The sequence below is a fragment of the Nonomuraea insulae genome, assembly GCF_042656245.1.
Map to the genome: position 1 here is coordinate 104,333 of NZ_JBHSPA010000031.1, position 25,859 is coordinate 130,191.

26 protein-coding genes are annotated in these 25,859 nt (G+C 68.8%); 13 read left to right on the plus strand and 13 right to left on the minus strand.

Going from position 1 to position 25,859, the window contains the following annotated elements:
- Positions 1 to 68 precede the first annotated feature (68 nt).
- The 3 genes from ACFPZ3_RS27760 (at position 69) to ACFPZ3_RS27770 (ending at position 2,787) form a co-directional block, all read left to right on the plus strand.
- Complete coding sequence (locus ACFPZ3_RS27760; protein WP_379517175.1) at positions 69 to 956, plus strand: dihydrodipicolinate synthase family protein; 888 nt, start codon at positions 69 to 71, stop codon at positions 954 to 956.
- Positions 957 to 985: 29 nt separating this feature from the next.
- The gene (locus ACFPZ3_RS27765; protein ID WP_379517176.1) at positions 986 to 1,678 is read left to right on the plus strand and encodes a GntR family transcriptional regulator; all 693 of its coding nucleotides are present in this window, start codon (positions 986 to 988) and stop codon (positions 1,676 to 1,678) included.
- An 89-nt stretch (positions 1,679 to 1,767) separates the two neighbouring features.
- A complete protein-coding gene (locus ACFPZ3_RS27770; RefSeq protein WP_379517177.1) occupies positions 1,768 to 2,787 on the plus strand; it encodes a LacI family DNA-binding transcriptional regulator in 1,020 nt (339 codons plus the stop codon).
- Positions 2,788 to 2,813: 26 nt separating this feature from the next.
- Here the strand turns inward: ACFPZ3_RS27770 and ACFPZ3_RS27775 are convergent, their stop codons facing one another.
- Entirely contained in the window at positions 2,814 to 3,710 is an 897-nt protein-coding gene (locus ACFPZ3_RS27775) for a dihydrodipicolinate synthase family protein (protein WP_379517178.1), read from the minus strand.
- Between the two features lie 236 nt (positions 3,711 to 3,946).
- Here ACFPZ3_RS27775 and ACFPZ3_RS27780 point away from each other — a divergent pair, with 236 nt between their 5' ends.
- The 3 genes from ACFPZ3_RS27780 (at position 3,947) to ACFPZ3_RS27790 (ending at position 8,656) form a co-directional block, all read left to right on the plus strand.
- Positions 3,947 to 5,275 carry an MFS transporter gene (locus ACFPZ3_RS27780; protein WP_379517179.1) on the plus strand — a complete coding sequence of 443 codons (1,329 nt, stop codon included), beginning with the start codon at positions 3,947 to 3,949 and terminating at the stop codon, positions 5,273 to 5,275.
- A gap of 16 nt (positions 5,276 to 5,291) precedes the next feature.
- Complete coding sequence (locus tag ACFPZ3_RS27785) at positions 5,292 to 6,650, plus strand: FAD-dependent oxidoreductase (RefSeq protein WP_379517180.1); 1,359 nt, start codon at positions 5,292 to 5,294, stop codon at positions 6,648 to 6,650.
- Positions 6,651 to 6,856: 206 nt separating this feature from the next.
- Positions 6,857 to 8,656, plus strand: a complete 1,800-nt coding sequence (locus ACFPZ3_RS27790; protein WP_379517181.1) for an alkyl/aryl-sulfatase — start codon at positions 6,857 to 6,859, stop codon at positions 8,654 to 8,656.
- A 40-nt stretch (positions 8,657 to 8,696) separates the two neighbouring features.
- On the opposite strand, the gene ACFPZ3_RS27795 is transcribed toward ACFPZ3_RS27790, so the two are convergent.
- The 6 genes from ACFPZ3_RS27795 to ACFPZ3_RS27820 all read right to left on the minus strand — a co-directional run bounded on the left by ACFPZ3_RS27795 (position 8,697) and on the right by ACFPZ3_RS27820 (position 14,307).
- Positions 8,697 to 9,101, minus strand: a complete 405-nt coding sequence (locus tag ACFPZ3_RS27795) for a DUF6114 domain-containing protein (RefSeq protein WP_379517182.1) — start codon at positions 9,099 to 9,101, stop codon at positions 8,697 to 8,699.
- A 34-nt stretch (positions 9,102 to 9,135) separates the two neighbouring features.
- Positions 9,136 to 9,801: a DUF6230 family protein gene (locus ACFPZ3_RS27800; protein WP_379517183.1), complete on the minus strand. Its 666-nt coding sequence runs from the start codon at positions 9,799 to 9,801 to the stop codon at positions 9,136 to 9,138.
- A gap of 297 nt (positions 9,802 to 10,098) precedes the next feature.
- Complete coding sequence (gene hemC / locus ACFPZ3_RS27805; RefSeq protein WP_379517184.1) at positions 10,099 to 11,097, minus strand: hydroxymethylbilane synthase; 999 nt, start codon at positions 11,095 to 11,097, stop codon at positions 10,099 to 10,101.
- 83 nt (positions 11,098 to 11,180) lie between these two features.
- Positions 11,181 to 12,509: a sensor histidine kinase gene (locus ACFPZ3_RS27810; RefSeq protein ID WP_379517185.1), complete on the minus strand. Its 1,329-nt coding sequence runs from the start codon at positions 12,507 to 12,509 to the stop codon at positions 11,181 to 11,183.
- A 308-nt stretch (positions 12,510 to 12,817) separates the two neighbouring features.
- Positions 12,818 to 13,498, minus strand: a complete 681-nt coding sequence (locus ACFPZ3_RS27815; protein WP_379517186.1) for a response regulator — start codon at positions 13,496 to 13,498, stop codon at positions 12,818 to 12,820.
- A gap of 95 nt (positions 13,499 to 13,593) precedes the next feature.
- Positions 13,594 to 14,307, minus strand: a complete 714-nt coding sequence (locus ACFPZ3_RS27820) for an SDR family oxidoreductase (protein ID WP_379517187.1) — start codon at positions 14,305 to 14,307, stop codon at positions 13,594 to 13,596.
- A gap of 147 nt (positions 14,308 to 14,454) precedes the next feature.
- On the opposite strand from ACFPZ3_RS27820, the gene ACFPZ3_RS27825 reads away from it, so the two are divergent.
- Complete coding sequence (locus ACFPZ3_RS27825) at positions 14,455 to 15,063, plus strand: TetR/AcrR family transcriptional regulator (RefSeq protein ID WP_379517188.1); 609 nt, start codon at positions 14,455 to 14,457, stop codon at positions 15,061 to 15,063.
- Positions 15,064 to 15,110: 47 nt separating this feature from the next.
- On the opposite strand, the gene ACFPZ3_RS27830 is transcribed toward ACFPZ3_RS27825, so the two are convergent.
- The 5 genes from ACFPZ3_RS27830 to ACFPZ3_RS27850 form a co-directional block, all read right to left on the minus strand.
- Positions 15,111 to 15,260: a hypothetical protein gene (locus tag ACFPZ3_RS27830; protein ID WP_379517189.1), complete on the minus strand. Its 150-nt coding sequence runs from the start codon at positions 15,258 to 15,260 to the stop codon at positions 15,111 to 15,113.
- A 50-nt stretch (positions 15,261 to 15,310) separates the two neighbouring features.
- Positions 15,311 to 15,541, minus strand: a complete 231-nt coding sequence (locus tag ACFPZ3_RS27835; protein WP_379517190.1) for a hypothetical protein — start codon at positions 15,539 to 15,541, stop codon at positions 15,311 to 15,313.
- 123 nt (positions 15,542 to 15,664) lie between these two features.
- Positions 15,665 to 17,476, minus strand: coding sequence for an ABC transporter ATP-binding protein (locus ACFPZ3_RS27840; protein ID WP_379517191.1), 1,812 nt, complete (start codon positions 17,474 to 17,476; stop codon positions 15,665 to 15,667).
- The gene (locus tag ACFPZ3_RS27845) at positions 17,473 to 17,991 is read right to left on the minus strand and encodes a TlpA family protein disulfide reductase (protein ID WP_379517192.1); all 519 of its coding nucleotides are present in this window, start codon (positions 17,989 to 17,991) and stop codon (positions 17,473 to 17,475) included. Before ACFPZ3_RS27845 ends, ACFPZ3_RS27840 begins: the two co-directional genes overlap by 4 nt.
- A complete protein-coding gene (locus ACFPZ3_RS27850) occupies positions 17,991 to 18,509 on the minus strand; it encodes a MauE/DoxX family redox-associated membrane protein (protein ID WP_379517193.1) in 519 nt (172 codons plus the stop codon). Before ACFPZ3_RS27850 ends, ACFPZ3_RS27845 begins: the two co-directional genes overlap by 1 nt.
- Positions 18,510 to 18,703: 194 nt before the next feature.
- Between ACFPZ3_RS27850 and ACFPZ3_RS27855 the strand changes: the two genes are divergently transcribed.
- The 6 genes from ACFPZ3_RS27855 (at position 18,704) to ACFPZ3_RS27880 (ending at position 25,504) form a co-directional block, all read left to right on the plus strand.
- A complete protein-coding gene (locus ACFPZ3_RS27855) occupies positions 18,704 to 19,024 on the plus strand; it encodes a PadR family transcriptional regulator (RefSeq protein WP_379517194.1) in 321 nt (106 codons plus the stop codon).
- Positions 19,021 to 19,914 carry a hypothetical protein gene (locus ACFPZ3_RS27860; RefSeq protein ID WP_379517195.1) on the plus strand — a complete coding sequence of 298 codons (894 nt, stop codon included), beginning with the start codon at positions 19,021 to 19,023 and terminating at the stop codon, positions 19,912 to 19,914. Before ACFPZ3_RS27855 ends, ACFPZ3_RS27860 begins: the two co-directional genes overlap by 4 nt.
- 72 nt (positions 19,915 to 19,986) lie before the next feature.
- The gene (locus tag ACFPZ3_RS27865; protein WP_379517196.1) at positions 19,987 to 22,311 is read left to right on the plus strand and encodes an ATP-binding protein; all 2,325 of its coding nucleotides are present in this window, start codon (positions 19,987 to 19,989) and stop codon (positions 22,309 to 22,311) included.
- Between the two features lie 124 nt (positions 22,312 to 22,435).
- Positions 22,436 to 23,116 carry an alpha/beta fold hydrolase gene (locus tag ACFPZ3_RS27870; RefSeq protein WP_379517197.1) on the plus strand — a complete coding sequence of 227 codons (681 nt, stop codon included), beginning with the start codon at positions 22,436 to 22,438 and terminating at the stop codon, positions 23,114 to 23,116.
- Positions 23,117 to 23,239: 123 nt separating this feature from the next.
- Positions 23,240 to 24,115, plus strand: coding sequence for an alpha/beta fold hydrolase (locus tag ACFPZ3_RS27875; RefSeq protein ID WP_379517198.1), 876 nt, complete (start codon positions 23,240 to 23,242; stop codon positions 24,113 to 24,115).
- A gap of 570 nt (positions 24,116 to 24,685) precedes the next feature.
- The gene (locus ACFPZ3_RS27880) at positions 24,686 to 25,504 is read left to right on the plus strand and encodes a trypsin-like serine protease (RefSeq protein ID WP_379517199.1); all 819 of its coding nucleotides are present in this window, start codon (positions 24,686 to 24,688) and stop codon (positions 25,502 to 25,504) included.
- A 12-nt stretch (positions 25,505 to 25,516) separates the two neighbouring features.
- On the opposite strand, the gene ACFPZ3_RS27885 is transcribed toward ACFPZ3_RS27880, so the two are convergent.
- A complete protein-coding gene (locus ACFPZ3_RS27885; RefSeq protein WP_379517200.1) occupies positions 25,517 to 25,663 on the minus strand; it encodes a hypothetical protein in 147 nt (48 codons plus the stop codon).
- Positions 25,664 to 25,859 lie beyond the last annotated feature (196 nt).

Here is a 25,859-nt window from a genome sequence, read left to right on the forward strand (position 1 = left end):
GCATCTGGTCGGCTAATGTATCAGATACCAGATTTTAGACAAGGGCTCCCTGCCCGAGGAGGATGGACATGAAAGACCTGGACCTGCACGGGATGATCTCCACGGTCGTCACCCCGTTCGATGAGAACGACCAGGTCGACCTCGAACTGCTGCGTGGTGAGGTCAAGTACCTGCTGAACGCGGAGGTGACCGCCATCTGTGCGTGCGGCAGCACCGGCGAGGGGCAGACCTTGTCGGTGGAGGAGAGCAAAGCGATCTGCGAGGTCGTGGTGGACGAGGTCGGCGGCCGGGTCCCGGTCATCGGCGGCGTGATCCAGAACTCCACCGCCCAGGCGATCAGGTATTCGCTGGCGCTGAAGGAAGCCGGTGTGGACGCCCTCCAGGTCACCCCCGTGCACTATGTTTTCGCGCCGTCGGCGGAGGAGACCGTTGAGCACTACCGGCTCCTGGGCGAGGCCACCGGCCTGCCGATCGTGCTCTACAACGTGGTGCCGTGGGCGCTGGTCCCCGTCGACACCATCGAGAAGCTCGCCGCCGTCCCCCAGCTGATCGCGGTCAAGCAGAGCGGCGGCGACATGCACCTGCTCGCGGACCTGCTGCACCGGGTCCGCGACCGGTTCACCATCCTGGCCGCCCTGGACGACCTGCACTACCCGGCGTTCGTCCTCGGCGCGCACGGCGCGCTCGCGGCCATCCCGACCGTCACGCCCAAGCTGTCGGTGGAGCTGTGGGACGCGGTGCAGGCGGGCGACCACGCGACCGCCCTCGGACTGCACGAGCGCATCCTCACGGTGTGGCGCGCCATCGACGGCCCCAACCTGCCCGCCACCCTCAAGGCCGCCCTCCAGCTCCAGGGCCGCGACGGCGGGCTGCCGCGCAAGCCGTTCGGCCCCGCCACAGAGGCCGAGCGCGAGCGCATCGCCGGCGCGCTGCGTGCGGCTAACCTGATCGACTAAATGTCGCTTATCCGCAGGGAGAAACCAGCATGACCGTGCCTGCGCGTCCGTCCGGCAGGTCGTCCCTGGTCGTCGACTCCATCGCCGACCAGCTCTACCGGATCCTCAGCGAGCGCATCACCACCGGCGTGTTCGAGCCGGGCTCACGGCTGGACCCCCAGGCGGTGGCCGAAGAATTCGGCGTGTCCCGTACCCCGGTGCGGGACGCGCTGGCCCACCTCGAACACGACCAGCTCATCGAGACCCGGCCGCGGTCGGGCACCTTCGTCGCCCGGCCGGGCGTCACCGACGTGCGCGAGGTCTGCCAGCTGCGCAAGGGGATCGAGTGGGTGGCCACCGGCATCGCCGCCACCCTGATGTCCGATGCGCAGATCGCCGACCTGCGCGCCGAGGCGGTCGAAGCGCTGGCCGCCATCGACAAGGGCGACTATGACCCCTTCTTCGCCAGCGACATGCGCATCCACCGGGAGATCGTGGCCGCGACCGGCAACAGCCGGCTGATCAAGGCGCGCGGCTCGGTCGAGCCGTTCGTGGCCTGGCTGCGCGTGCTCGGCGCCACCGGGCCACACAGGACCAAGGGGTCCTCCCACCGCCACCTGGAGATCCTCGACGCCATGGCCGCCCGCGACGTCGGGGCGGCCCAGCAGGCCGCGGCGGTCCACCTGGACGAGGTCGAGGAGTGGACGGTCGCCGACATGGAGTCCAACGCCATCGCCACCTGACCTCCATGAAGACCCGGCCCGCCTTCGCCACCCGCCGCGGGTAGTACTCTCCTGTCACCGGTGACATGGCGCTGAGCGAGGAGAATGCGGTGAGGCAGGCGAGCATCCGGGACGTGGCGAAGCTGGCGGGTGTGTCCACCGCGACGGTCGCCAGGGTCCTGCGCGGTACGACCCCCGTCAGCGACGCCCTGCGCGAGCGGGTGGAGGACGCCGTCGCCAAGCTGGGATACGTGCCCAATGCCGTGGCGCGCAGCCTGTCCCGTGGCCGGACCCAGCTGCTGGGGCTGCTGGTCGCCGACATCTCCAACCCGTTCTTCGGTGAGGTGGCGCGCGGGCTGGAGGACGCGGCGGTCGCCGGCGGCTACCAGGTGCTCGTCGGCAGCTCGGACCTCAACCCCGAGCGGGAGCGGGCCGTACTCGCCGCGTTCGAGTCCCGCACCGTCGACGGTGTGGCCCTGACCTCGAGTACGGCCGACTCCAGCACGCTCAGGAAGCTGACGGCGAGCGGCATGCCCATGGTCTTCATCGACCGGCGCCCGGCCGACGTCGCCGGGCCCGCGGTGCTGTGCGACAACGAGGCGGCGGCGCGACGTGCCGTGCAGTACCTGATCGGCCTTGGACACACGGACCTGGCGATGATCAGCGGTCCGCGCACGATGGCGACCGCGGCACAGCGGCTGGCCGGGTTCCGCGCCGCGTGCGCGGAGGCTGGACTGTCGATAAGACCGGAATGCGTTCGCGAGGGTTACCTCGGCATCGAAGGCGGCAGCAAGGCCATGCGGCGGGTCCTGGAGCTCGACACCCCGCCGACCGCGGTCTTCTCCTTCAACAACCTGCTCGGTGTCGGGGCGTTGAGCGCCACGAGGGAGATGGGGGTGGAGGTGCCGGGCGAGGTGTCGCTGCTGACCTTCGACGACATGACCCTGTTCCCGTTCGTGGACCCGCCGGTGACGGCGATCGCTCAGCCCGCGTACCAAATGGGCACCGAGGCGGCCCGGCTGCTCCTGGACGCGCTCGCGAACCCCGCGGCGGAGCAGCCGAAGGACATCGTCCTGCCCTCCGACTTCCGGATTCGCAGTTCCTGCGCCGCACCCCCACCCCGACCCTGAGCAGGCCGCCCTCGGGCCGAACCCGCCTAGTCGGCGAGTTTGACGCCGGCCTCCAGCAGGGCGGCCCTGATCGTTTCGCGCTCGCCGTCCGAGACCGGGGTCTGCGGCGACAGGCCGTGTCCGCCGTCGCGCCCCTGCATGGCGAGCGCCGCCTTGATGCGCAGGGTCATGTTCGGTCCGTCGATCGCCCGCCAGACGGGGAGCAGCTTGTTGTGCAGCTCCCTGGCCAGCGCGTGATCCCCACGCTGCACGGCGTCCCACTGCCGCAGGCACAGCTCGGGCACGACGGTCAGCGTCGCGCTGATCGCACCCTCGGCGCCGATCAGGTAACTCGGGTACAGCAGGTCGTCCACGGCGGTGAAGACCTTGCCGCCGGGCGGGTTGAGATACAACAGGTCGGCAAGCTGGTGAATGTTGCCTCCCGACTGCTTGACCCCGATGACCTGGGGAATCTCGTTGAGCGTGCGGGCCACGGTGGTGGCGGGGATCAGCGCGTACGGGATGACGTTGTAGATGAGCACCGGCAGGCCGGTCGCCTCGGCGATGCGCCGGTAGTAGTCCACGGTGGTGTCCGCGTCCGGCTGGAACAGGTAGTGGACCGGCGTCACCTGCAGCGCGTCGACGCCGGTCGCGGCGATCGCCTTGCCGTACCTGATGACCTCACGCGTGCTGTCCTGGATGATCCCGGCGATCACCGGCACCCGGCCGTCCGCCTCGGCCGCCGCCGCGGCGGCGAAGGCCACGGAGTCGTCGACCGACAACATCTGCCCGTCCCCGGTGCTCCCGGTGACACAGATACCGTGCACGCCGAGGTCGAGGTGATGGCGAACCTCGGCGCGCAGCGCATCGGCGTCCGGCTGCTCGTCACTGGTGAACGGGCTGACCAGCGGAGGAATGATGCCGTGAAGGTCTACAGCGGACACGAGAAAGACACCTGCTTTCGTGAAGGACCAGTCGGTCCCCCACCGTCTTGGAATCGGGCGGACATCAAAAATGTCACCGGTGACATCGCCCAAGGCTGTGCCCTGATATCCATCTATGTCAAGTACAGAACCCTTGACACGTGAGAAAGACGACACCAGACTGACCCACCAATGTAACCGGTGACATACGCGGATCGCGTAGGGCCGCCGACACCGCAGACCATAGCGAGGGGCTCATGTCCGTGGAGAACCCGGCCAAGGGCACGGGAACATCCGATGCGGCCGCCAAGAGTGGACGGCCGCGCGGCAAGAACGTCCGGTGGGCGATCATCTGCGCCATCACCATGCTGACGATCACCAACTACCTGGACCGCGGCAACCTCTCCGTCGCCGCACCGACGATCCGCACGGAGCTCGGATTCAGCAACACCGAGATGGGGCTGGTCCTTTCGGCGTTCATATGGCCGTACGCCATCATGAACCTGCCGGCGGGCTGGGTGGTGGACAGGTTCGGCCCCAAGGTGATCATGACGGTCGCCGCCGTGGTCTGGTCGATCGCGGGCGCCGTGACCGGGCTGGCGCGCACCATCGGCACGTTCATCGGGCTGCGTGTCGTGCTGGGGATCGCCGAGGCCCCGCTCTTCCCCGGCGCGTTGAAGGCCACGAACGAGTGGTTCCCCGAGCACGAGAAGGCACGGGCGACCAGCGTCTACATCGCGGCGACCCAGGTCGGGCTGGCCATCGCTCCGCCCATCACCACCGCGCTCATGCTCGCGTTCGGCTGGAAGCTGATGTTCGTGATCGTCGGGGTGCTCGGGTCACTCGGCGTCCTGGCGTGGGTCGTGGTCTATCGCAAGCCGGAGCGCCACCCCTGGGTCAGCGCCGAGGAGCTCGACTACATCCAGCGCAACCAGCGTACCGAGGTCAGTCAGAAGGAGGCGTCGAGCGTCGGCGGCGACTGGCTCCGGCTGTTCCGGCACGGCTCGATCTGGGCGATGATCGTCGGCGCTTTCTGCCTGCAGTACGTCTTCTGGTTCTACATCACCTGGCTCCCGAGCTATCTGGAGTCCGCGCTGCACTTCTCGCTGAGCACGGCCGGGTTGCTCTCGGCCATCCCCTACATCGCCGGGGGCGTCGCCGTGGTCATCGGCGGACGGTTCTCCGACGCGCTCGTCAAACGCGGAATGCGCCCGCTGGACGCCCGGCGCCGGACGATCGCCGGCGGCGCGCTGCTCACCGCGCTCGCGCTGGTCGGGACCACATTCAGCACCGGACCCGCAGTGGCGATCACCATGCTCACCCTCGGCATGTTCGCCTACAGCCTGACCACCGCCTCGTACTGGGCCCTCGCCGCCGACGTGGTCACCACCTCCAAGATGGTGGGCTCGGTCGGCAGCATCCAGAACTTCGGCGGCTTCCTCGGCGGCGCCTTCGCGCCGATCGCCACCGGCGTCATCGTCGACGTCACCGGCGGCTTCGTCGTCGCGCTCATCGTCTCGGCCGCGCTGTTGCTGGTCACCGTGGCGATGTACGGCATCCTCGTCCGTCGCCGGCTGCCGCTCTGAGCCAGGGAGAACCATCGTGACCACGAACTCGGCACCACCCGTTCACGACACCGATGTCCTCGTCGTCGGCGGCGGATCAGCCGGAGTCGCCGCCGCGGTGGCGGCCGCGGAAGAAGGAGCCCGGACGGTGCTCGCCGAGGCGAGCGGCTCGGTCGGCGGGACGCTCGCCTGGCAACTGCTCGAACACTCGGCGGGATTCCACAACGTACGCGGCGAGCAGGTCACCGGCGGCTTCGGTCAGCGGCTGGTGGAGCGGCTCATGGAGATCGGCGCCTCGCCCGGCCACATCCGCGACGACGTCGGCTACACCGCCAGCAGGACTCCCGTCGACCATGCGGCACTCGCACTCACCCAGTCCATCATGCTCGACGAAGCGGGAGTGCGGGTCTGGCTGCAGTCGCCGATCGTCGATGCGACGACCGGCGACGACGCACGGCTCACGGCCGTCCGCGTGCACACCCCCGCCGGTTCCCGCGTCGTCAGGGCCGCCGTCGTCATCGACGCGAGCGGCGACGCGGCGGCGGCCGCACTCGCCGGTGCGTCCTTCCAGACCGACACCTCCGCCCGGCAACCCACTTCGCTGCTGTTCAAGCTGGGCGGCGTCGATCTGGCCCTGCTCCTGCGCCACCTGCGCGAGCACCCCGACCAGGTACGGCCGGGCAGCGTGATCGGCGAGGACGACGCGGACCACGTCAACGTCTGGGGACTCGGCGGGCTGCTCGCCGAGGGCCACGAGCGCGGCGAGCTTCGCCTGCGCCGTACCGAGATGCATCTGGCCGGGTGGCCGCGCCGGGGAGAAGTGGTGGTGAACGTCACCAGGACGCGGGCGGAGGACTCGGAGGAAGGGCTGGGTCTGGCGCACGCCGAGCTCGGCAGGCAGGTTTTCGAGTTCGTGCGCTGGTTCAGGAACCGCGTGCCCGGTTTCGGCTCCTGCCATCTCAGCGCCGTCGGAGATCGGGTGGGTGTCCGGGAATCGCGGCGGGTCCTCGGTCTCTACACCATGGATGCGGCGGATGTACGTACCGGATCGGCCTTCGACGACACGATCGGGCGCGGCGCGTTCCCGATCGACATTCACTCCCACGACTCTCCCAGCCTCTCGCACACCGATCCGGTAGGCAGCGGCTTCGAGATCCCGTATCGGATTCTCGTACCCTCCGGCCTCGGCAACCTGCTCGTCGCGGGACGCTGCGTCTCCTCCACCCACGAGGCGAACGGCTCGCTGCGGATCACCGCCACCTGTTTCACCACCGGCGAGGCGGCGGGCGTGGCGGCCGCCCACGCGGCGGCGTCCGGCAAGCGCGTCGAAGACCTCGATGTGACGGCGCTGCAGGATTCTCTCCGCTCGCGCGGAGCACGGCTCGCCCCCTCCTAGGAGGGTCAGCCGTCGGCGCCGCATTCGGCGTGCGGATATGTCTGTGTGGTCACCACGCGGCCCCAGCCCCACGCGTTGCCCACCGGGACCGTTTTGCGGACGTTGGGCAGCGCGGTCCGCACGCAGTAGACACCCTCCCGCGGCCGGCGCACGACTTGGTGGTTCTGTGGCATTGGCCTGAATCGGGAGGGGGAATGCATGAGTTTATGGCAGATCTTCCCTTTCACGACCGTTCCGACTTCGACAACGCCGAGCGGGGTTTCGTCGCCAAGCTGAGCCCGGCGGTGGTGAGCGCGGCGGACGGCCGGGTGGTGTGGGACGGCGACTCTTTCGGCTTCCTTGAGGGCGAGTGCCCGGACACCGCTCATCCGAGCCTGTGGCGGCAGGGGCAACTGTGCGCCAAACAGGGGTTGTACGAGGTGACGGACGGCATCTACCAGGTGCGCGGTCTGGATCTGTCGAACATGACGCTGGTGGAGGGGGACACGGGTGTCATCGTCATCGATCCGCTGATCTCCACGGAGTGCGCGGCGGCGGCTCTGCGGCTGTATCGCGACCACCGGGGCGAGCGCCCGGTCACCGCGGTGATCTACACCCACTGCCACGGTGACCACTTCGGCGGGGTGCGCGGCGTCACCGACGGCAGCGTGCCTATCCTGGCCCCGGCCGGGTTCATGGAGCACGCGGTGTCGGAGAACGTCTACGCGGGCATCGCGATGACCCGCCGCTCGGTCTACATGTACGGCCCGGCGCTACCGCGTTCGGCACAGGGCCAGATCGGCGCAGGTCTGGGCCTGACGACGTCCACCGGAACGATGTCGCTGCTGCCGCCGAGCAAGGACATCACCCATACCGGACAGCAGGAGACGATCGACGGGGTACGGATGATCTTCCAGCTCACCCCGGGCACCGAGGCGCCGGCGGAGATGAACTTCCTGTTCCCCGACCGGCGGGCGTTGTGCATGGCCGAGAACGCCACCCACAACCAGCACAACATCCTCACGCTGCGGGGCGCACAAGTCCGCGACACCCGCATCTGGGCCCGCTACCTGACCGAGACCATCACGCTGTTCGCCGGCCAGGCGGACGTGGCCTTCGCCTCACACCACTGGCCCACCTGGGGCCGGGAGAGCATCGTCACGTTCCTGTCCGAGCAGCGCGACATGTACGCATACCTGCACGACCAGACGCTGCGCCTGATGAACCAGGGCCTGACCGGCGGCGAGATCGCCGAGCAGATGCGGATGCCGCCCGCGCTGGAGCAGGTCTGGCACACGCACGGCTACTACGGCTCGGTCAGCCACAACGTCAAGGCGATCTACCAGCGTTACCTGGGCTGGTTCGACGGCAACCCGGCCCATCTGTGGGAGCATCCGCCGCTCGAACAGGCCAGGCGCTACGTCGAGTGCATGGGCGGCAGCCACGGCGCGATCGCCTTCGCCCGCCGCTTCATCAGCGACGGCGATCTGCGCTTCGCGGCCACGATCCTCAATCACGTCGTCTTCGCCGACGAGCGCGACGGCGAGGCCCGCCGGCTGCTGGCCGAGGTCTACACCCGGCTCGGTCACGGCTGCGAGAACGGCACCTGGCGTAACTTCTACCTGATGGCCGCCCTGGAGCTGACCGGCGACGTCGTGCCCGCCGACCTCGACGCCACCTCCCCCGACATGATCGGCGCCCTGACGGTGGAGCAGATCTTCGACACGCTCGCCATCCGTCTCAACGGACCTGAGGCGTGGAACGACCGCTTCGCGATCGACTGGCAGCTGACCGATCTGGGCGAGCGGCACCGCACCACGCTGTCCAACGGCGCGCTCATCCAGCAGGCGGACCCGCCGGAACAGCCGGTCGACCTGACGCTCCGGCTCACCAAGGCCCAGTTGCTGGCCCTGCTGGCCGGCCGGGGTTCCGACGGGATCGAGCACGAGGGCGACATGGGCGTACTGCGCAGACTGTCCGAGCTGCTCGACAGCCCCACGCCTGACTTCGCCATCTCCACCCCATAACAGCAGCGATGGCGCGTCATCCTCTGTCACCACAAGCTGATCATTCAGCCACCGAGGTGGTGACCAGAGCCTGATCCTCGCTGGCGGGCGCGCCCATGCTGCGCGGGACCGGTGGTGACGAAACGGTCCATGCGGCGCCCAGAGCGCCACCGAGCAGGCCCAGCGTCGTACCGATCAGAAATCCGCCGAGGTTGGTGTAGAGCAACGCGGCCATGGACAGCACCACGGCGACCAGACCGAGCAATACCCCCTGGGCCGGCTGAAGCCACAGGAGCACACCCACGATGATCATCACGATCGCGATCATGAGGGCCCTTCCCATGGTGCCCGACCGTACGATCACGGGCAGCGCCTCGACCGCGAAGGAAACGCTGAGAAGCTCCAAACCGGCCATGAGCGTGAACAGCCCGCCCCAGAACGGCCGTGAGCGCCGCCATGTCTTCATCGTCTCTTCTCCCCCAGCACCGCGGCCAATCGCCCTAGAAACACTCGTGCTTACCAGGCAGTATCGAGATCTTCAGGTCGGGAAGCCGAAGAGTCCCGGCGCTGGAGGCGATGCCCACGGCCCTGAAATTGCGGATGGTGAACGTCCTGGCTTGTTCCCCGAACCCGCCGATTCGCCCGATGACTCCCGCGACTTCGTCCAGAGTGCTCGCGTCCCGGCCCGCCTGAAGCTCCCTGAAGATCCCGTCGCCCAGGGTGAGCGGCGCGTCAGTGATCATGTGCTCGCCTGTGGCGGGAACGTCTCCGGTGCCTGCCGTGGCTTTGAGTGTGGCAACGCCCACTGCGGACTTGAGCAGCACCGTCTCGCACAGGTTGACCAATTCGGCGTGTCTGATCCCGGAGACGAGCACACGGATGGGCTTGCCGTCCTTCGTCCGGTCGACGGTCTCGTAGGCGGATAGTCCCTGGGCTCGCAAGACGTCAGCGGAAATCTTGAACGGAACGCCGGACACCGCGAATGACGCGCCGATGACACCCTGCGACATGGCGCCCAGCAGGACAAAGGCCAGCCCCATCGCGGGCGCGAAGATCAGCGCGAAACGTCGCCATCGCACACGCCCGAGAACGGCGGTGTTCAGACGCCCCCTCCGCAGCACAGGAGAGGCCCAACCGTCGTACCACAGGCGTAGACGCTCGATCACGGAACCCGCCCCTTCACCCAGCGATCATGTCGGCGTCGATGATCCACGCCACGACAGGATCAAGTGATTCCTCTGCGGATTGATAGCCAAACAAGCCACGGAAACCTACAAAACGAACATCTCACCCCGCGATTGCCGGCGCATAAGCCCAAGTGCCAACGGCCACCGGCGTATTTACGACCAGGCTTCCCACCGGCGACACCGCGAAGGCAAAATCTGGACCAACTCAGTGAGGGGGCCGAATGGTCTCCGCGTAGCGCAGCCGCGCGAGATCGGGCCGTACGTCAGGCCCGCAGGTCATTTCCGGGTGGCGGCGATCAGGTCGCGGGCGCCCCGGTGGAGCAGGTCGGCGGCGACGCGTGCTCCCAGAGAGGCCGGGTCGGAGTGGTCGCCCCAGGCGTGGGAGCGCACGAAGGCGCTGCCGTCACGGTTGAACACCATCCCGAACAGACCCATCTGCCCGTCCGAGCCGGTGGAGGCGTGCCCTGCGATCGGACTGTTGCAGTGACCGAGCAGCATGTGCAGCATGGTGCGCTCAGCCAGGACGTGCCGCGCGGTCAGCGGGTGGTTGAGCTCGTCCAGGAGCCGCATGACCGGGGTGTCGGAGTCGCGGGCCTGCAGGCCGATGACGCCGGCGCCCACGGGCGGCACCATGGAGACGATGCCTTCCTCGGCGCCGCGGAACTCCAGGGGCAGTACCTCGTGGTAGCGGTCGAGGAGGCCGAGGCGGATCAGGCCGGCGCGGGCCAGGATGAGGGCGGCGTACTCGCCGTCCTTCTCGTCCAGCCTGCTCAGGCGCGTGTCGACGTTCCCCCGGATGCGTTCGATCCTGAGGTCGGGCCGGTGGATGCTGAGTTGGGCGTGGCGGCGTACGGAGCTGGTGCCGACGAGCGAACCGGACGGGAGATCCGCGAAGGGGACATCGCCGCGGGTGACCACGACGTCGTGGACGTCGTCGCGCGGCAGGTAGGCGCCGAACGAGGTTCCCTCCGCGAGGGGGACGTCACCGGGGACGTCTTTCAGGCAGTGGACGGCGATGTCGATCCGCGCGCTGGTCAGGGCGTGGTCGATTTCCCTGCTGAAGGCGCCCTTGCCGCCGATCTCGGCCAGGTCGGCGGGCCACAGATCGGCGCTGACCCGCGTCGGCACGATCTCGATGGCGACGTCGGGAACAAGCTTCGTGATCAGTTCAGCGACATGGCTGCTTTGGACCCTGGCCAAGGTGGACGTACGGGTACCGATTCGCAGGGGGGCGTCGCTGAATCGGGTGAGGACGACTTCGGTCAGCGGGTTCACGTGGTGTGGCTCTTCCTGATCTGGTTTCAGCCGTGTCAGCGGCGAGCTTAGTGGGCCCTGTCGTAGGTCCTTTGAGGGGCTGTTCAGCGCCGACTGGCGGAGGGAAGGCGCAGGACGAACCGCGTGCCTTGGGGGTAGTCCTCGATCTGCAGGGTGCCACCGTGTGCCTCGGCGATCTGCCGGGCGATCGGCAGGCCCAACCCGGTGCCTCCGGCGCCTCTGTCGCGGGCCGTGTCCAGCCGGGCGAATCGATGGAAGACCAGCTCGCGCTTGCCGGGATCGATGCCCGTCCCGTCGTCGATCACCTCCAGCACCGCGATGCCGTTCGGGAAGCGTTGAGCGTCACGCTTCGGGCTGGTCACATGCCGTACACGGAAGGTGATTGTGGAGGTGGCGTGCCGTTCGGCGTTGTCGATCAGGTTGGCGAGCAGATGTGACAGCCGGGCCCGGTCACCGATCACTACCACGCCGCGCTCAAGCTCGTATTCGAACCTCTTGCTCGGGTGAGGCCGCCTGCCACATACCTCGGTCACGAGTTCCGGCAGGTCGACCGGCTCGTGTTCGACGAGCCGACCTCGATCCTGCCGTGCGATGGTCAGCAAGTCGTCGACGATGGCCTCAAGCCTGCCCACGCTGCTCAGAACGGTGTTGCCCACCGTGGGCACGCTGGTCTCCTCAGGCGCGAGCAGCGCGTCCTCGATCTCGGCGCGTATCGCGGCAATGGGGCTACGCAGCTCATGAGAGGCATCTGAGGTGAAGGCACGCTGTTGCTCCATCGCGGCCTGTAGACGGGCCAGGGTCCGGTTGACGCTGTCAGCCAGATCGTGCACCTCGTCCTGGACCGGCGGATAAGGAACCCGGCGTTCGGGGCAGGTCTCGTTGATCTTGTCGAGTTCCGCGCGGATGGCGGTCACCGGCTTGAGCGCCGCATTGGCGATCCGATAGCCGAGGAGCGTCATGGCCGCGGCCAGCAGCACCGCGACGCCTGCCACCATGGTGGCGAGCCATGGATCGACGTACGGGGGAATCTTCGGGGAGGAACTGTAGATGATCCAGTTCCCTGCCCTCGTGTGCGCCGACTGCGCGACCACGATCTGACACCCGCGGGAAGGGAAGACGCCGCCGCACACGACGGAGTGGGCGATGTTCTTACTGTCAGGGCCAAAGGGCGCCATGACCGGCTTGCCCTGCAGCTGCGCTGTCGAGGCGACAACCAGACCCCGGGGATCGACAACCTGCAGGTTGCGGTCACTGTGCTCGGCAAGGGGGGTGGCGAAGGCTTCGTGGCGCTCCACCTCGCTGGCTACCCGGCCGCCAGCCGCCATGACCTCTGATGTCAACGACGTGGTGGCGTACCGATAGAACGCGAGCATGAGCGCGAGAGCCAGCAGGGCGGACAGGAGCGTCGCCACAGCCGCAGTGAACAGTGTGACACGCGTAGTGATCGAGATGCGGTGTCGGAATGTCATATCGAGTTCCCTCATCTAGGGGAACACGCGGCTGGTCGCGGCTCGTAGAAACAGAGGGCAGGTGTTGGCGCGGGTGAGGCCAACACCTCGTCAAATCGTCTGGCCTCACGTCCATGAGCCACGAAGGGTTGCCCGCCTCGGGCGCACCTCGGCTGCGCCGGCGACTGAGGGAACCTCGACGCCGCAGTGCACGATCGCGATCAGTCGGCTCGCCCTCACCGGTCGGGAGCCGGAGTCCCGGTCCTGGGCCGCTACCCCAGCCCGGCGTCGTGGACGATGAGGGCTAGCTGAACCCGGTTGTCCAGGCCCGCCTTGGTGAGAATGCGGGAGATGTACCCCTTCACAGTGCCCACGCTCATGTGCAGCTCACCGGCGATCACCGCGTTCGGCTTCCCCTGGCCGACCGCCAGCGCCACCTCGCGCTCCCGCTCACTCAGCCGCTCCAGCACCTGACGGGCGTCGGTACGTCGTCGGCTCTCCTCCTCGGGCACCAGATGGGCGATCAGCTTGCGCGTGACGCTCGGCGACAGAATCGGCTCCCCCGCCACGACCTTCCGCACGGCGTCCACGATGCCCTCCGGCGGGGTGTCCTTGAGCAGGAACCCGCTCGCCCCCGACCGCAAAGCCCTGAACACCAGCTCGTCGGCGTCGAACGTGGTGAGCACCACCACCTCGGGCGCCCCTGCCCGCGACCGCAGCCGCCTGGTCGCCTCGATGCCGTCGAGGCCGTTCATCCGGATGTCCATGAGCACCACGTCAGGACCGTGCTTGGCCACGGCGCTCTCCACCTCGCCGCCGTCGGCCACCGCGCCGACGATGTGCAGGTCGGGGGCGCCTTTGAGCATCAACGTCAGACCGGCGCGTACGAGGGCGTCGTCGTCCACGATCAGCACCCGGATCGGCGCGCTCTCGTCGACTCTCACCTGGGCCATGCTAGTGCTGTGACCGGACAGGTTCGCCTGACGAGGAAGACTTCGTCGTGGCGACGGCCGCCATTCCCAGTCAGGGCCGGGTGCGGAACCGCTCGTCAGGGGCGGGCGTGAACACCCATGCCCCCGGAGACGACGAGGTTGTCGCCGGTGATGTAGCCGGCGGCGTCCGAAGCGAGGAAGGCCACGGCTTCGGCGATGTCGGCGGGAGCGCCGACGCGGCCGAGCGGGACGTCCCGGGCCCAGGATTCGATCATTTCCTGGGAGATACCCAACTTGCTGTAGGCAGGGGTGTTGATCAGTCCTGGGCTGACGGCGTTGACGCGGATGCGGCGGGGGGCGAGTTCGAGCGCGAGGGAGCGCATGAGGGGGATCAGAGCGCCCTTGGCGGCTGTCATGGCGGCTCCGAGCCCTTCGCCGGCGCCCACGGTGAACACGACCGAGGCGCCCTCGTTGAGGAGCGGGAGCGCCTTTTGCAGGGTGAAGAAGGTGCCCTTGACGTTGATGTCGAACAGGGCGTCGAAGGCGGCTTCGTCGGTTGACTCGATCGGGCCGGGCCGGGAGATGCCCGCGTTGAGGAAGAGCAGGTCGAGGGAGCCGAATTGGCGGCGTGCCTGCTCCATCGCATGGTCGATGTCCGGCAGGGACCGTGCGTCGGCCCGGACGACCGTGACGCCTTCGGGAAGTCCGGCGTCGGCGAGGTTGCTGACGCCGGTGACCATGACGCGGTGGCCGCGGGCGTGGAGCAGCTCAGCGGTCGCCTTGCCGATGCCGCTGGTTCCACCGGTGATCAAAGCTGCGGGTGCGGACATGATGCGTTCCTTTGCGTGCTTGTGAGAGGCATGGGGATCGGGCGGGTTGTTCCGCGACGATCGCTTCGGGCAGCGTACGACTGCCTGGCAGTGAATGCCAAATTGCATGCGGATGCCACTCTGGCAGTGCGGTGTTAGCCTGGGCACATGAAGCAGGAAGCCGAGACAGCGGGGGGCGCACCGGCCACGCTGTGGGACCGGACACGGCAGCTGGCCTCCCGAGAGATCCTTGAGACGGCACTGCGCCTGTTCACCGAGCAGGGCTACGACGAGACGACCGTCGCCCAGATCGCCCGAGAGGCCGGCGTCTCCCAGCGCACCCTCTTCCGCTACTTCGGCACCAAGGAGGACCTTCTCGGCGGCGACCAGAGCAGGTTCAGGCAGGTCCTGACGGACACGATCGGCGAACTGCCGGCCGAAGCCGGTGTCTGGGAGTCCCTGCGCGCAGGGGTCGCCGCCGTACTGACCTTGCACAACAGCCGCGAAGAAGCCTTGGAGCGGTTTCGCCTCCTGCACAACACCGCCTCGCTGCGTGCCGGTTGGCTCGAGAAGCGACTGCGATTCCAGGAGGACCTGCTGCCGCTCATCGAGGCGCGTATGGACGCCGGCACCGGCAGCGTGGGCGCGAAGGCCCGCGCGGTGATCGCGACGGCGTTCGCATGCCTGGATGTCGCGTCGATGACGTGGGTCGACAATGACGGCAAGGGCGACATCATGGACCTGTACGACGAGTGCCTGGCCGCAGTGCGTGGCTGACCAGCCCAGGAACCGTCGACCGACAGCGCTAGATCAGCAGTAACCCCTCACCGTGGCCACGGCAGCCCGGCCGCCCGCCGGAACCCGCCGTCCGCCGTCTCCCCGCACTCCAACCCGCCGTCCGCCGTCTCCCCGTACTCCAACCGGCCACCGGCCAGCGACGCCCGCTCCGCCAGCCCGGCCAGGTGATGAGGCATCCTTCTCAGGGGCCGGACAACCGTCCGGCCCCTGAGTGGCCGCTACGCGGCTAGCAACACTTGCGGCTGAGAGTGCTCCGCACCCCGAAGGTGCTTCCCGGCCCCCAGTGGCACGCGTACTTGTCCTTCATCGACCTGCTGCCGCAGGCGGGGTTGTAGTAGCACCGCCCCCACCAATAGCCGTCAATGGGCTTGTTGTAGCACTTGATGACGGCGCCGGCGGAGTCCTCGGGAAGGACCAGGGCCGCAACGCGGTCCGCGAGTCCGGTTATGATCTTCACGCTCTTCATCCATTTCTTCGCTTTACGGTCTCAGAACTCGGTCAGTTGATCTATGTCGGCTCCTTTACTGACTGGCGACAACCTTCGGCCACCACCGAGGGCGGAACCGCAGGAGCACACACCTCACAGGGCCACCGCCTCTTCCGGCTCGCGGTACCCGGTCGCCTGGAGGTTGAAGAGCCGTGCGTAGGGGCCGCGGGCGGCCATGAGGGCGCCGTGCTTCCCGGCTTCCCGGATGGCGCCGTCCTCCAGAACGACGATGAGGTCGGCGTCGCGCACGGTGTTGAGCCGGTGAGAGATGAGCAGGCTGCTGGCTCCGTGGCGGCGGCGCCGGGTCCTGGCGTGCACGTCGGCCTCGGCCTCGGGGTCCAGCCCGGCGGAGGGCTCGTCGAGGATCACGAGGTCGCGGTGGCCGCGGAACATCGCTCGGGCCAGGGCCGTACGCTGCCATTGCCCGCCGCTGAGCACGACACCCGTGTCGGGGTCGTCCTTGTCGTCCTCGCTGAAGAACGTCCGCGTCAGCAGGGTGTCGTACCCGCGAGGAAGGGAGGAGAGCTTGTCGTCAATCCCGGCCTCGTGAGCGGCCCCGCGGATGCGGGCTTCGTCCTCACGGGCGGGGACGAAACCGATGGAGACGTTGTCGGCCGCGGACATGTCGTAGGCCATGTGGTCCTGGAACACTCCGCTGATGCGGTGCCGCAGATCATCGGGGTGCACGTCACGGATGTCGACGCCGTCCCACGTGATGCTTCCGTGCTGCGGGTCGTAGAACCGGCACAGGAGCTTGACGAGGGTGGACTTGCCGGCCCCGTTCAGACCGACGATGGCGACCGCCGCGCCGGCCGGGATGAACAGGCTCAGGCCGCGCAGGATCCACGGGTGATCCTCGCTGTAGCGGAACCACACGTCGGTCAGCTGGATGCCGTGGCTCAGCCGGGGCAGTGGCGCGGGCTCGGCGGGAATGGGGAGGTCGGGTTCGGCCGAGGTCACGGCCACGTAATGGCCGAACATGAGCAGATCCTGGTGGAGGGCGGCGATACCGATGATCAGCCCGTTGAGGGCGGCCTGGACCGCGCCGATGGCGGCGATCAGCAGGGACACGTCGCCGATGCTCAACGCGCCGGAGCCGGCGGAGATGACGGCCCAGATCAGCCCGCCGCCCGCGACCACGGCGCCGAGCAGCGTCAGCAGGCCCTCAACGGACAGTTCCTTGAGGTCCATCCGGCGGCGTGCGGCGTTGGACGTGCGTAACTCGGTCATCATGCGGCCTCGCAGGAAACGGCCGCTGTTGAACAGACGGATCTCCTTCGCCGCCGCGATCGTGGTGAGCAGTTCGCCGTAGAACATCTGGCGTCGTTCGGCCGGGCCGATGTCCCACATCATCGCGGCGCGACGATGCGACAGCCGCAACTGCGCCAGCAGCGCGGGAACCCCGGTGGCCAGGACGATCCCGGTGAGAACCGGACTGACCATCAGAAGGGAGCCGACCATTCCGGCCAGCGTGATCACCGCGCTCGCGACCCCCAGGCATCCGGTGACGACTTCCTGTCCCGTTGCCAGGCTGTTCTTCGCCATCCGCAGCTGGTCGTGGAAGTTGGGGTCCTCGAACCGGCGCAATCCGGCGAATCGCAGCGTCGCGGAGAACAGCTGTGTGGTGGTCTGGGCGGTGAACAACCTGCCCATCTCGCTGCTGAGGTACTGCATGAGCTGGGGCAGCACCGTCATCAGGATGCCCGCGGCGGCCAGCCCCACCGCGAGGGTGCTCAGCTCGGCCGCCGATCCCTGTCCTGCCAGGGAGTCGACCACCAGTTTGGTCAGCCACGCCACCGCGATCGGCGCGATCGCCTCAGCGATCATCACCAGGACATAGACCGCCGTCAGTCCCGGGGCCGCGCGCAGGGCCACCCCTGCGGCGGCCTTCGCCGTTCGGATCATGCGCTGACCGTGGCGGGCAACACGGGATCGTTGTCGGCGACCCTGCCGTCCGCACCGATCTCGAAGACGGTCGGATAGCCGGCGACCTGGAAGGCGCTCTGAACGGCGGCCTGAGGCGCCTCGACCACGACACGTGCCACCTCGGCGAGGCGTTCGACGTCGGCGGCGGCCTCCTCGTCGCCGTCGGTGACGACGACGGCGAGCACGGCACCCGGGGTTCGGCGGGCATGGTCGATGAAGCGCGGCATGAGTTCCCTGCAGGGCTGACAGGACGGGGAGAAGAAGCCGATCAGGGCGGGCCCTTCGATCAGCTCATCGGAGATCGGCTCGCCATCGGTGGTGATGGCGGCGAACTCCGGGATCCTCTCCCCGACGGCGAGCCCTTCCCCCATGTGCGGCAAGGATGCGGCTGACGCGGCCTGCTTCCGCAGCCGGCGGATCACTCCGACCGTCAGCAGGAGATTCAGCAGGCACAACATGCCGACCAGGGCGACGGCAACGATCAGATACGGCATCACGCACTCCCCGAGACTTCCGTGAACAAAGCGGCGATATCGTCGAAGACGATCAAGAGGACGGCGCCGACCAGCCCAACCGGCACCGCCAGGGCGAGGCCGGCCACGGTCACGGGGCCGCCGGGAGACATCAGCGCCACCGAACCCAGCGCGACGACGAGCAGCAGCAGCCCGTTACGGACCAGATGCACCGGGCCGAGCGGGGTCACGGACGCGCCGAAGCACCGGCATGGCTCGCGCTGCCCCCAGCGAAGAGAAACAGCGATCCATGTGGAGAACGCGATCAACAACATCCCGCCGGCGGCCAGCCCCGCATGTGGAAGCACGATCAAGGTGGCCGCGGCGACAAGTTCCATGGCCACCGTCGCCATGGCAGCCGGGAACCGGGCCGGGCCGGGCAGCAGTCGCAGGGTGGCGGCGAAAGACTGTAGTGCGGCACGGCTACGCAGCTTCGAGTACGCGGAGACGACGAAGACCGTGGCGAGAAGGACCTGACTCGCCACCAGCACGTAAACCATGCCCCAGATGCTCTTCCGGCCCATTAGCCCGGCGCTAGCGCGCCGGTAGCGCGGTTATCAGCATGGGCCGGCGCGCGGCGCGGGCGGGTGGTCTTCCGCGCTGTTCATGGCGTGCGGCGTGGGTTCGAGCGCCCGTCGGCGACCAATGCGCGCATCCGCTCCTAATACTTCGACGGTCGATATATAGTCGGAGCATGATCGGCATGACGGAGGCGACCTACTTCATCCTCGTCGCCTTGATGGAAGAACCGCTCCACGGCTACGGGATCATCAAACAGGCCCGGACCCAGTCGCTCGGCGAGGTCGACCTCGCCGTAGGCACCCTGTACAGCGCGCTCGACCGGCTCTCGGAGACCGGCTGGGTGCGGCTGGACCGCGAGGAGACGGTCAACGGGCGTCCGCGGCGCTACTACCGGATCACCGACGACGGCGTGGGCGCCGCCCGTGCCCAGGCGGCCCGGATGCAGCGCGCCGCCGCACTCGTCCTGCGGCCGAGCGGGGTGACGAGCGGATGAACCACGTTCTCGAACGGCGCTACCGCCGCCTCCTGCGCGCCTACCCCAAGGGCTACCGCGCCGAGCACGGCGAGGAGTTGATCGGCACGCTGATGGAGGCGGCCGGGCCGGGGGTGCGTCGTCCGTCACTCCGTGAGGCACTGCATCTCCTCGCCGGCGGGTTCACCGTCCGCGTCCGGGCCACTCGCGCGTCCGGCGTGCCGTCGTGGGCCGACGGTCTGCACCTCGGCGTGCTGAGCGTGGCGGTCGTCACCTTCGCGCAGTTTCCCGTCCTGCCGTACGTCATCTACCCGGAGTGGACGGCGCTCGGGATCGTCCTGATGGTGGCGCTCGTGCGGGGATGGATGCGCGTCGCGGCTCCCCTTGCGGCGGTCGCCGCGGTGACGGCGAGCTTGCCCATGATCCCGGGGCTCGGCACGCCCATGTTCACCCTCGGTCCGATGTTCGGCGACCTCGCGCCGGTCGCGCCCTACTGGATGGTCGCGGCCGGGGCGACGGTGCTGGCCGTTCGGCGGGCGGGGGCGGGCCGCGCGTCCGGGAAGGCCCGGTGGTGGGGCGGGACGATGCCCGCCCGGTCGCCGCGGTGGCTGCTCGTCCCGCTGGCCGGCTGGGTGCTGCAGCTCACGCAGGTGCCGACGTGGGAACCCGCCTGGGTCGTCTCGCGGGCGGGTGTCGAGGTGGCGGCCATGCTGCTGGTGCTGGCCGCGACGCTGGCCGCCAGGGACGGCCGCTGGGCGCTGGCGGCCGCCGTCTACCTGCTTCCCGGCCTGGTCTACCTGGCCGAGAACCTGCTGGCGACCGGCTCCCGCGGCTTCCTGTACTGGGGCGTGCTCACCGCTCTCGTCGTGGCGTCCTTGGTCGCCGCCCGTCGGGTGCACGCCAGGGCGTGACCGCCGCCTTTCGCACCACAGGTGATGCCGATCATCTCCTCGGACAAGGAAAGCCGGTTGCGCCTGTTCCCTATGACGTTGGTGAAAGCGCGGCAGCGGCCCGTAGGCTCGAAGCCGCCTGCGGCACAACAGGACAAGGAGCGGCTCATCATCGCCCCATCCAGCTTCGCGGAGTTGCTGCGCCGGCATCGGCGCATGGCGCGTCTGACGCTGGAACAACTCGCCGAGGCATCGGGGGTCAGTGCCCGGACCTTGTCGGACATGGAGCGCGGGCGCAGCAGCGGGCCCCAGCAGCGGACCGTGGCCGCTCTGGCGCAGGCGCTTTCCCTGGGCGAGGACGATCGTCAGCAGTTCGTCGACCTGGCGCGAGAGGGCCGGCTGCGAGATCACTGGACGCGGGCTTCTGGTCTGTGCGAGCTGCCGCGATCGGTGGACGACTTCACCGGCCGTGCCGCCGAGCTGGCCTGGACGGATGACTTCGTGCACGCCGGGGACGCGCCAGGAGCCGCCGGCGTCGCGCTCATCACCGGCGCGGCTGGACTGGGCAAGACAGCCTTCGCCGTTCGCGCCGCCCATGTGCTACGGCCGAGCTTTTCCGACGGGGTGTTCTTCGTCGACCTGGCCGGCATGTCGCCCCAGCCGCTCACCTTCGACGATATCCTGACGCAACTGCTGCGCGCGCTCGGCATCGCCGAGCGGCACCTGCCCCGCGAAGCGTCGGAGCGCGCTTCGTTGTACCGGTCGCTCCTGCGGGAACGGCGCGTTCTCGTGGTGCTCGACAACGCCGGGTCGGAGGAGCAGATCCGTCCGATCCTCCCCGGTGGCGGCCCCAGCAGGGCGCTCGTGACGAGCCGGCGGCTGCTGGCCGGTCTGGAGGGCGTGCACCGGCTGAGCCTCGGCCCGTTGCCGGCGGTGGAAGCGGCCGAACTGCTGACCGGGATCTTGGGAAGGCGCGGGTCGGCCGACGGTGGAGCGGCGATCGGCGAGCTTGCCCGGTTCTGCGGTGGCCTGCCGCTGGCCCTGCGGATCGCGGGAAACCGGCTGGTCAGCCGGCCCGGCTGGCCGGCCGCCGAGTTCGTCAGCCGGTTGGCGGACGAGGAGCGGCGCCTGGAGCAGTTCAAAGCCGGCGACCTCAAGATCGCGACCGCGTTCGGGATGTCCTACGACCAGCTGGCCCCATCCGCGCGGCGGGTCTTCCGCCGGCTGGCCCTGGTGCCCGGCCGTACCTTCGGCGCCGCTCTCGCCGCGGTGCTCGGCGGGATCTCGGTGGCGGACGCCTGGGACGCCCTCGATGAGCTCGTCGATCTCGGTTTGCTGGAGGACAGTACGTCGGGCCGTTACCGCTTCCACGACCTGGTGCGGCTGTTCGCCCGCGATCGGCTGCAGGAGGAGGAGACCGCGACCGAGCGCGACACGATCACCGCGACGATGACGTCGTGGCTGCTGCGGATGGCCACCACCGCCGGGCGATGGTTCGAGCCCGCGTACGGCCGTCCCGACCGGGCTGACGCCGACCTGTCCTCCCCGGAGGAGGCCGACCACTGGCTGCGCGCGAACGTGGACAACTGGCTGGGCGCGTTGCGGCACGCGGCGAGCGGCGGCCGGCATGCCGCGGTCCTGGACTGCGCCGAGTCGATGTACTGGTTCTCCGACCGGTGGATGCACGCGCCGCACTGGCATGAGGTCTTCACCCTCGGCGCCGAGGCCGCCGCGGTCCTGGGTGATCCGGCCCGGCAGGCCGCTCAGCTGAACTCGCTGGCCTGGGTCCATCTGGTGCCACGAGACGACCCGCAGAGCACACTGCGCTACGCGGCCCGGGCGATCGACCTCGCCACCCGCAGTGGCGCCACGGCGCAGATCGCCTCGGCCCACCACGCCACGGGAGGTGCGCTTCGAAGGCTCGGACGGCTGGATGAGGCCACTGCGTCGGAAACCCAGGCGGCGCGGATGTTCAAGGCCAACGGCGACATCGATACGTACAGCCAGTGTCTCGGCGCCCTCGGCACCTGCCTTCGCGACGCCGGACACCACGCCGAGGCGCTGGAGCAGTACCTCGACCTGTGGGCCCTGCTGAACGACGACAAGTCGGGGATGACGCCGAGCATCGCGGCGTTCACCCGGCCGATCGTGCTTGCCCGCGTCGGCGAATGTCTGGGATCGCTCGGCCACCGAACCGAAGCGATCACCAAGCTCACCGAGGCCGTCAGCCTCATGGAGCAGGCCCAGTTACCCGTCCCCCAGGCCCACTCCCTGGAGACACTGGCGGCCTTGCTGGCCGACGAGGGCCGGACCGGCGAGAGCCGCCACACCTACGCGCGGGCAGCCGAGGTGTACGAGACCGTCGGCGACGCCGAGGCGAGCGGCCGCTGCCGCGATCTGGCGACGGCCGAGCCCTGACCCGCGGAAGGCCGTTTCCGCAGTACTTCTGCGTGCTGTTCTGCATGGCCCGTGATCTTCCTCGCATCTTGAATGGAGCGCATCGGACAGGCATCGGGCCTGTCCATCCAGGTCAGGAGTGACCATGACGACCATCAGGAACATCGTGCTGGTGCACGGTGGCTTCGTGGACGGATCCGGGTGGCAGGGCGTCTACGACGACCTGGCCAAGGACGGTTTCCACGTCCGGATCGTGCAGAACCCGACGCTGTCTCTGGAGGGTGACGTCGCCGCGACCCGCCAGGTCCTGGACGCGCTCGACGGCCCGGCCGTGCTCGTCGGCCACTCCTACGGCGGGGCCGTCGTCAGCGAGGCCGGTACGCACCCCAACGTGGCGGCGCTGGCCTATATCGCGGCGTTCGCCCCGGACAAGGGCGAATCGGTCAGCACGCTCATCGCCGACCCGCCGCCCGGGGCGCCGGTGCCGCCGATCCTGCCTCCGCGCGACGGCTTCCTGTTCCTCGACCGTGACAAGTTCCACGGCGCGTTCGCCGCCGACCTGCCCGCGCGGACGGCGGCGTTCATGGCCGACGCGCAGGTCCCCTGGGGTGTGGACGCCCTCAGCGGCGTGGTCACCGAGCCGGCCTGGCGGCACAAGCCGACCTGGTACCTGGTGGCCACCGACGACCGCATGATCCCGCCGCCGGCCCAGCGCGCCATGGCCGAGCGCGCCGGAGCGTCCGTCGTCGAGGCCGTCGCCAGCCACGCCGTCTACGTCTCCCAGCCCGCCGCGGTCGCCGACCTCATCCGTCAGGCCGCTGCCTGACGACTGCGCGTATCACGCCGAGCATCCATCCGCTCTCTCAGCCCGGCAGGCGCGGGCGCAACCACCTGAGTGCTGCCCCGGCGACCCCGGGGCAGCACCGTCTACTTCGTCAGGAGCACCCTTGTGAACCTCGCCCCCGACCCCCTGCTGCCGGGGACCCACACGGTCAGCATTGAGGGCGTCCTTCAGCGCTACCACATCGCGGGCTCCGGCCCGCTCTGCCTCGTCCACCCGGGCGGCCCCGGACTCGGCTGGGAGTATCTGCGGATGCCCGAACTGGAGCGGCATCTGACCCTGGTCTACCTGGAGCCGATCGGCACCGGCGGATCCGGGCACCTGCCCCGGCCGCAGGACTACCGCATCGACACCTACGCCCGGTTCCTGCGGGGCGTCATGGAGCATCTGACCGCGACGCGACCGTTCCTGCTCGGCCACTCCCACGGCGGCTTCGTCGCTCAGCACTACGTGCTCACCCATCCCGACGCCCTGGCCGGCCTGATCCTCTACGACACCTCACCCCGCACCGGAGAAGAATTCTGGAACCAGGCGCTCAGCAACCTCGACCGCCTCCCACAGCGACATCCCGACCAGCCAGAGGCGGCCGGCATCCCGGAAGCCTTCCGGCAGACCCTGGCCGCCACCGACAACGAATCCTGCACCCAGGGCCTGCGAGCCGTCCTGCCCGCCTACTTCGCCGACTACTGGGCCCACGAAGCCGGCCTGGCTCCCCTCCGGGCGTCGCTGCGTGCCTGGATCGATCCCATGCGCGCCGCTGAACCACCCTTCGACGTACGCGACATGCTGGGCGGCATCACCACGCCGAGCCTGATCATCAGCGGCGCCCACGACTTCATCTGCGGACCCCACTGGGGCCAGATGCTGCACCAAGGCATCCCCCACTCCCAGTACATCCTCCTGCACGACAGCGGGCACCTGGGACACATCGAACAGCCCGACGCCTTCGCCACCGCGATCACCACCTTCACGCGGGAAAGCTGATCTGCTCGAATGAATCCTCCGCAGCCACAAGGGTGCCGGAGCGAAGCCTTCGGTTCGTGGATCGTCCTGGCCCCATCTCCACGGACGCCTCAGCCCGCACAGCCGGCACTGTCATGCCGACCAGGGTTCGCGTGTTCGTCAAGCCTGGTTGGCGATCCCGATCCGCGTCAGCGTCAGCGTCATGATCAAGGTATGCGGGTCGCTCGGCAGGCACGAACAAGGGCGGAAAGATGCGCGTGACCGTGCTCGGATGCGGTGCCGGCATGCCCGCTGGCGGAGTGGCCGGCTCCGGCGCTGCGCCCGGCGGTCCCGCTCCATGTGCCCCCCGGCGGCCGGGAACCGCTTCGCGGACTGGCGGCGCTGTTTCCCCCGTCGACCGCCCCGATCCTGGACCGCGTCTTCGAACTCGGGCGGCCGGCCCGGACACGATCAGCACGGGTTCATGGCCGGCGGCGATCGATCGACATCCTCGCCACAGGCCAGGCCAGTGACCGCACGGTGCTGGAACCAACGGTAGATCTTTTCCTTCACCACTTCTTTCCGCAGGGGAGAGATACGTACACTCCGAAAATGCGTTTTGTCCCCTTTGTCGTGGTTCCGGTTGTCTGGATCATGGCGGCAAGCACACCGGCGTCGGCCATCACCAACGGCGCCGCCGATGGAAACGCGCACCCGGAAGTGGGCGCCCTCATCGACGAGACGCCCAACCCCGACGGCACGTGGAGCTACTGCACGGGCACGCTGATCTCGCCCACGGTCTTCCTCACCGCCGCACACTGCGGCGATCCCGGTCAGAAGACCGCCCACGTCACGTTCGAGACCGAATACCAGCGGGGAGCCACTCTCCACACCGGACGCTATGTCCCGGACCCCCGCTACAAGGAGTCCTCGGACCTGCATGACATGGCCGTCGTGGTCTTCGGCACACCCGTTCCGGACATCACGCCCGCCCAACTTCCCGAGCCCGGCCTGCTCGACCGTCTCAAGGCCGCCGGCGACATGAGCGCGACCCGCTTCACCTCGGTCGGATACGGCTCCCTGTCCACGACCAAGGTCTCCTCCGGCAAGAAGAAGTCGCAGAAGCAGGAGTACCGCTACCACTACGCCGACACCCGCAACCAGGCGTCGATCTCGTTCAAGGGCATGTCCGGCAAGTGGCTGGACCTGATGCCGAAGGCCAAGAGCGACGGCAGTACCTGCTTCGGCGACTCCGGCGGCCCCAACTTCCTCGGGCGCCCTGACTCACACCTGCTGGTGGCCACCTCCATCAGCGGCGCGGACGACGCCTGCAAACTGACCAACTACGACTACCGCCTGGACGTCCCCAGCGCCCGCCACTTCCTGGGCAAGTACGTCACGCTCCCGAAGGCGCCGGCGACGACCCGCTGACGGGGCCGGGGGTTACCGCAGCGAGGATGGCAGTGCCCTCCCCAGGAAGCCGCGGATGTGTCCGGCCACGGCGTCGAGCCGGCTTTCGAGCAGGAAGTGGCCGCCGTCGAGCAGGTGGGTCTCGGCGTCGGGCGCGTCCTCGGCGAAGGCGCGCGCCATCGTGATGCCAGGTGTCGGGGCTGACCACGCTCTCGTCGGGCACGCCGTGCAGGTACTGCCAGCGGATGGCGTCCACGGTCAGGGCCTGGCGGACCGCGGCCTCGGTCTGCGGGTTCTGGTCCTGCCAGTACGCGCGCACCGGCTCCCAGAACGCCATTCCCCTTGTGGAAAGAATGTTCGCGCCCAGGTGCCGCCC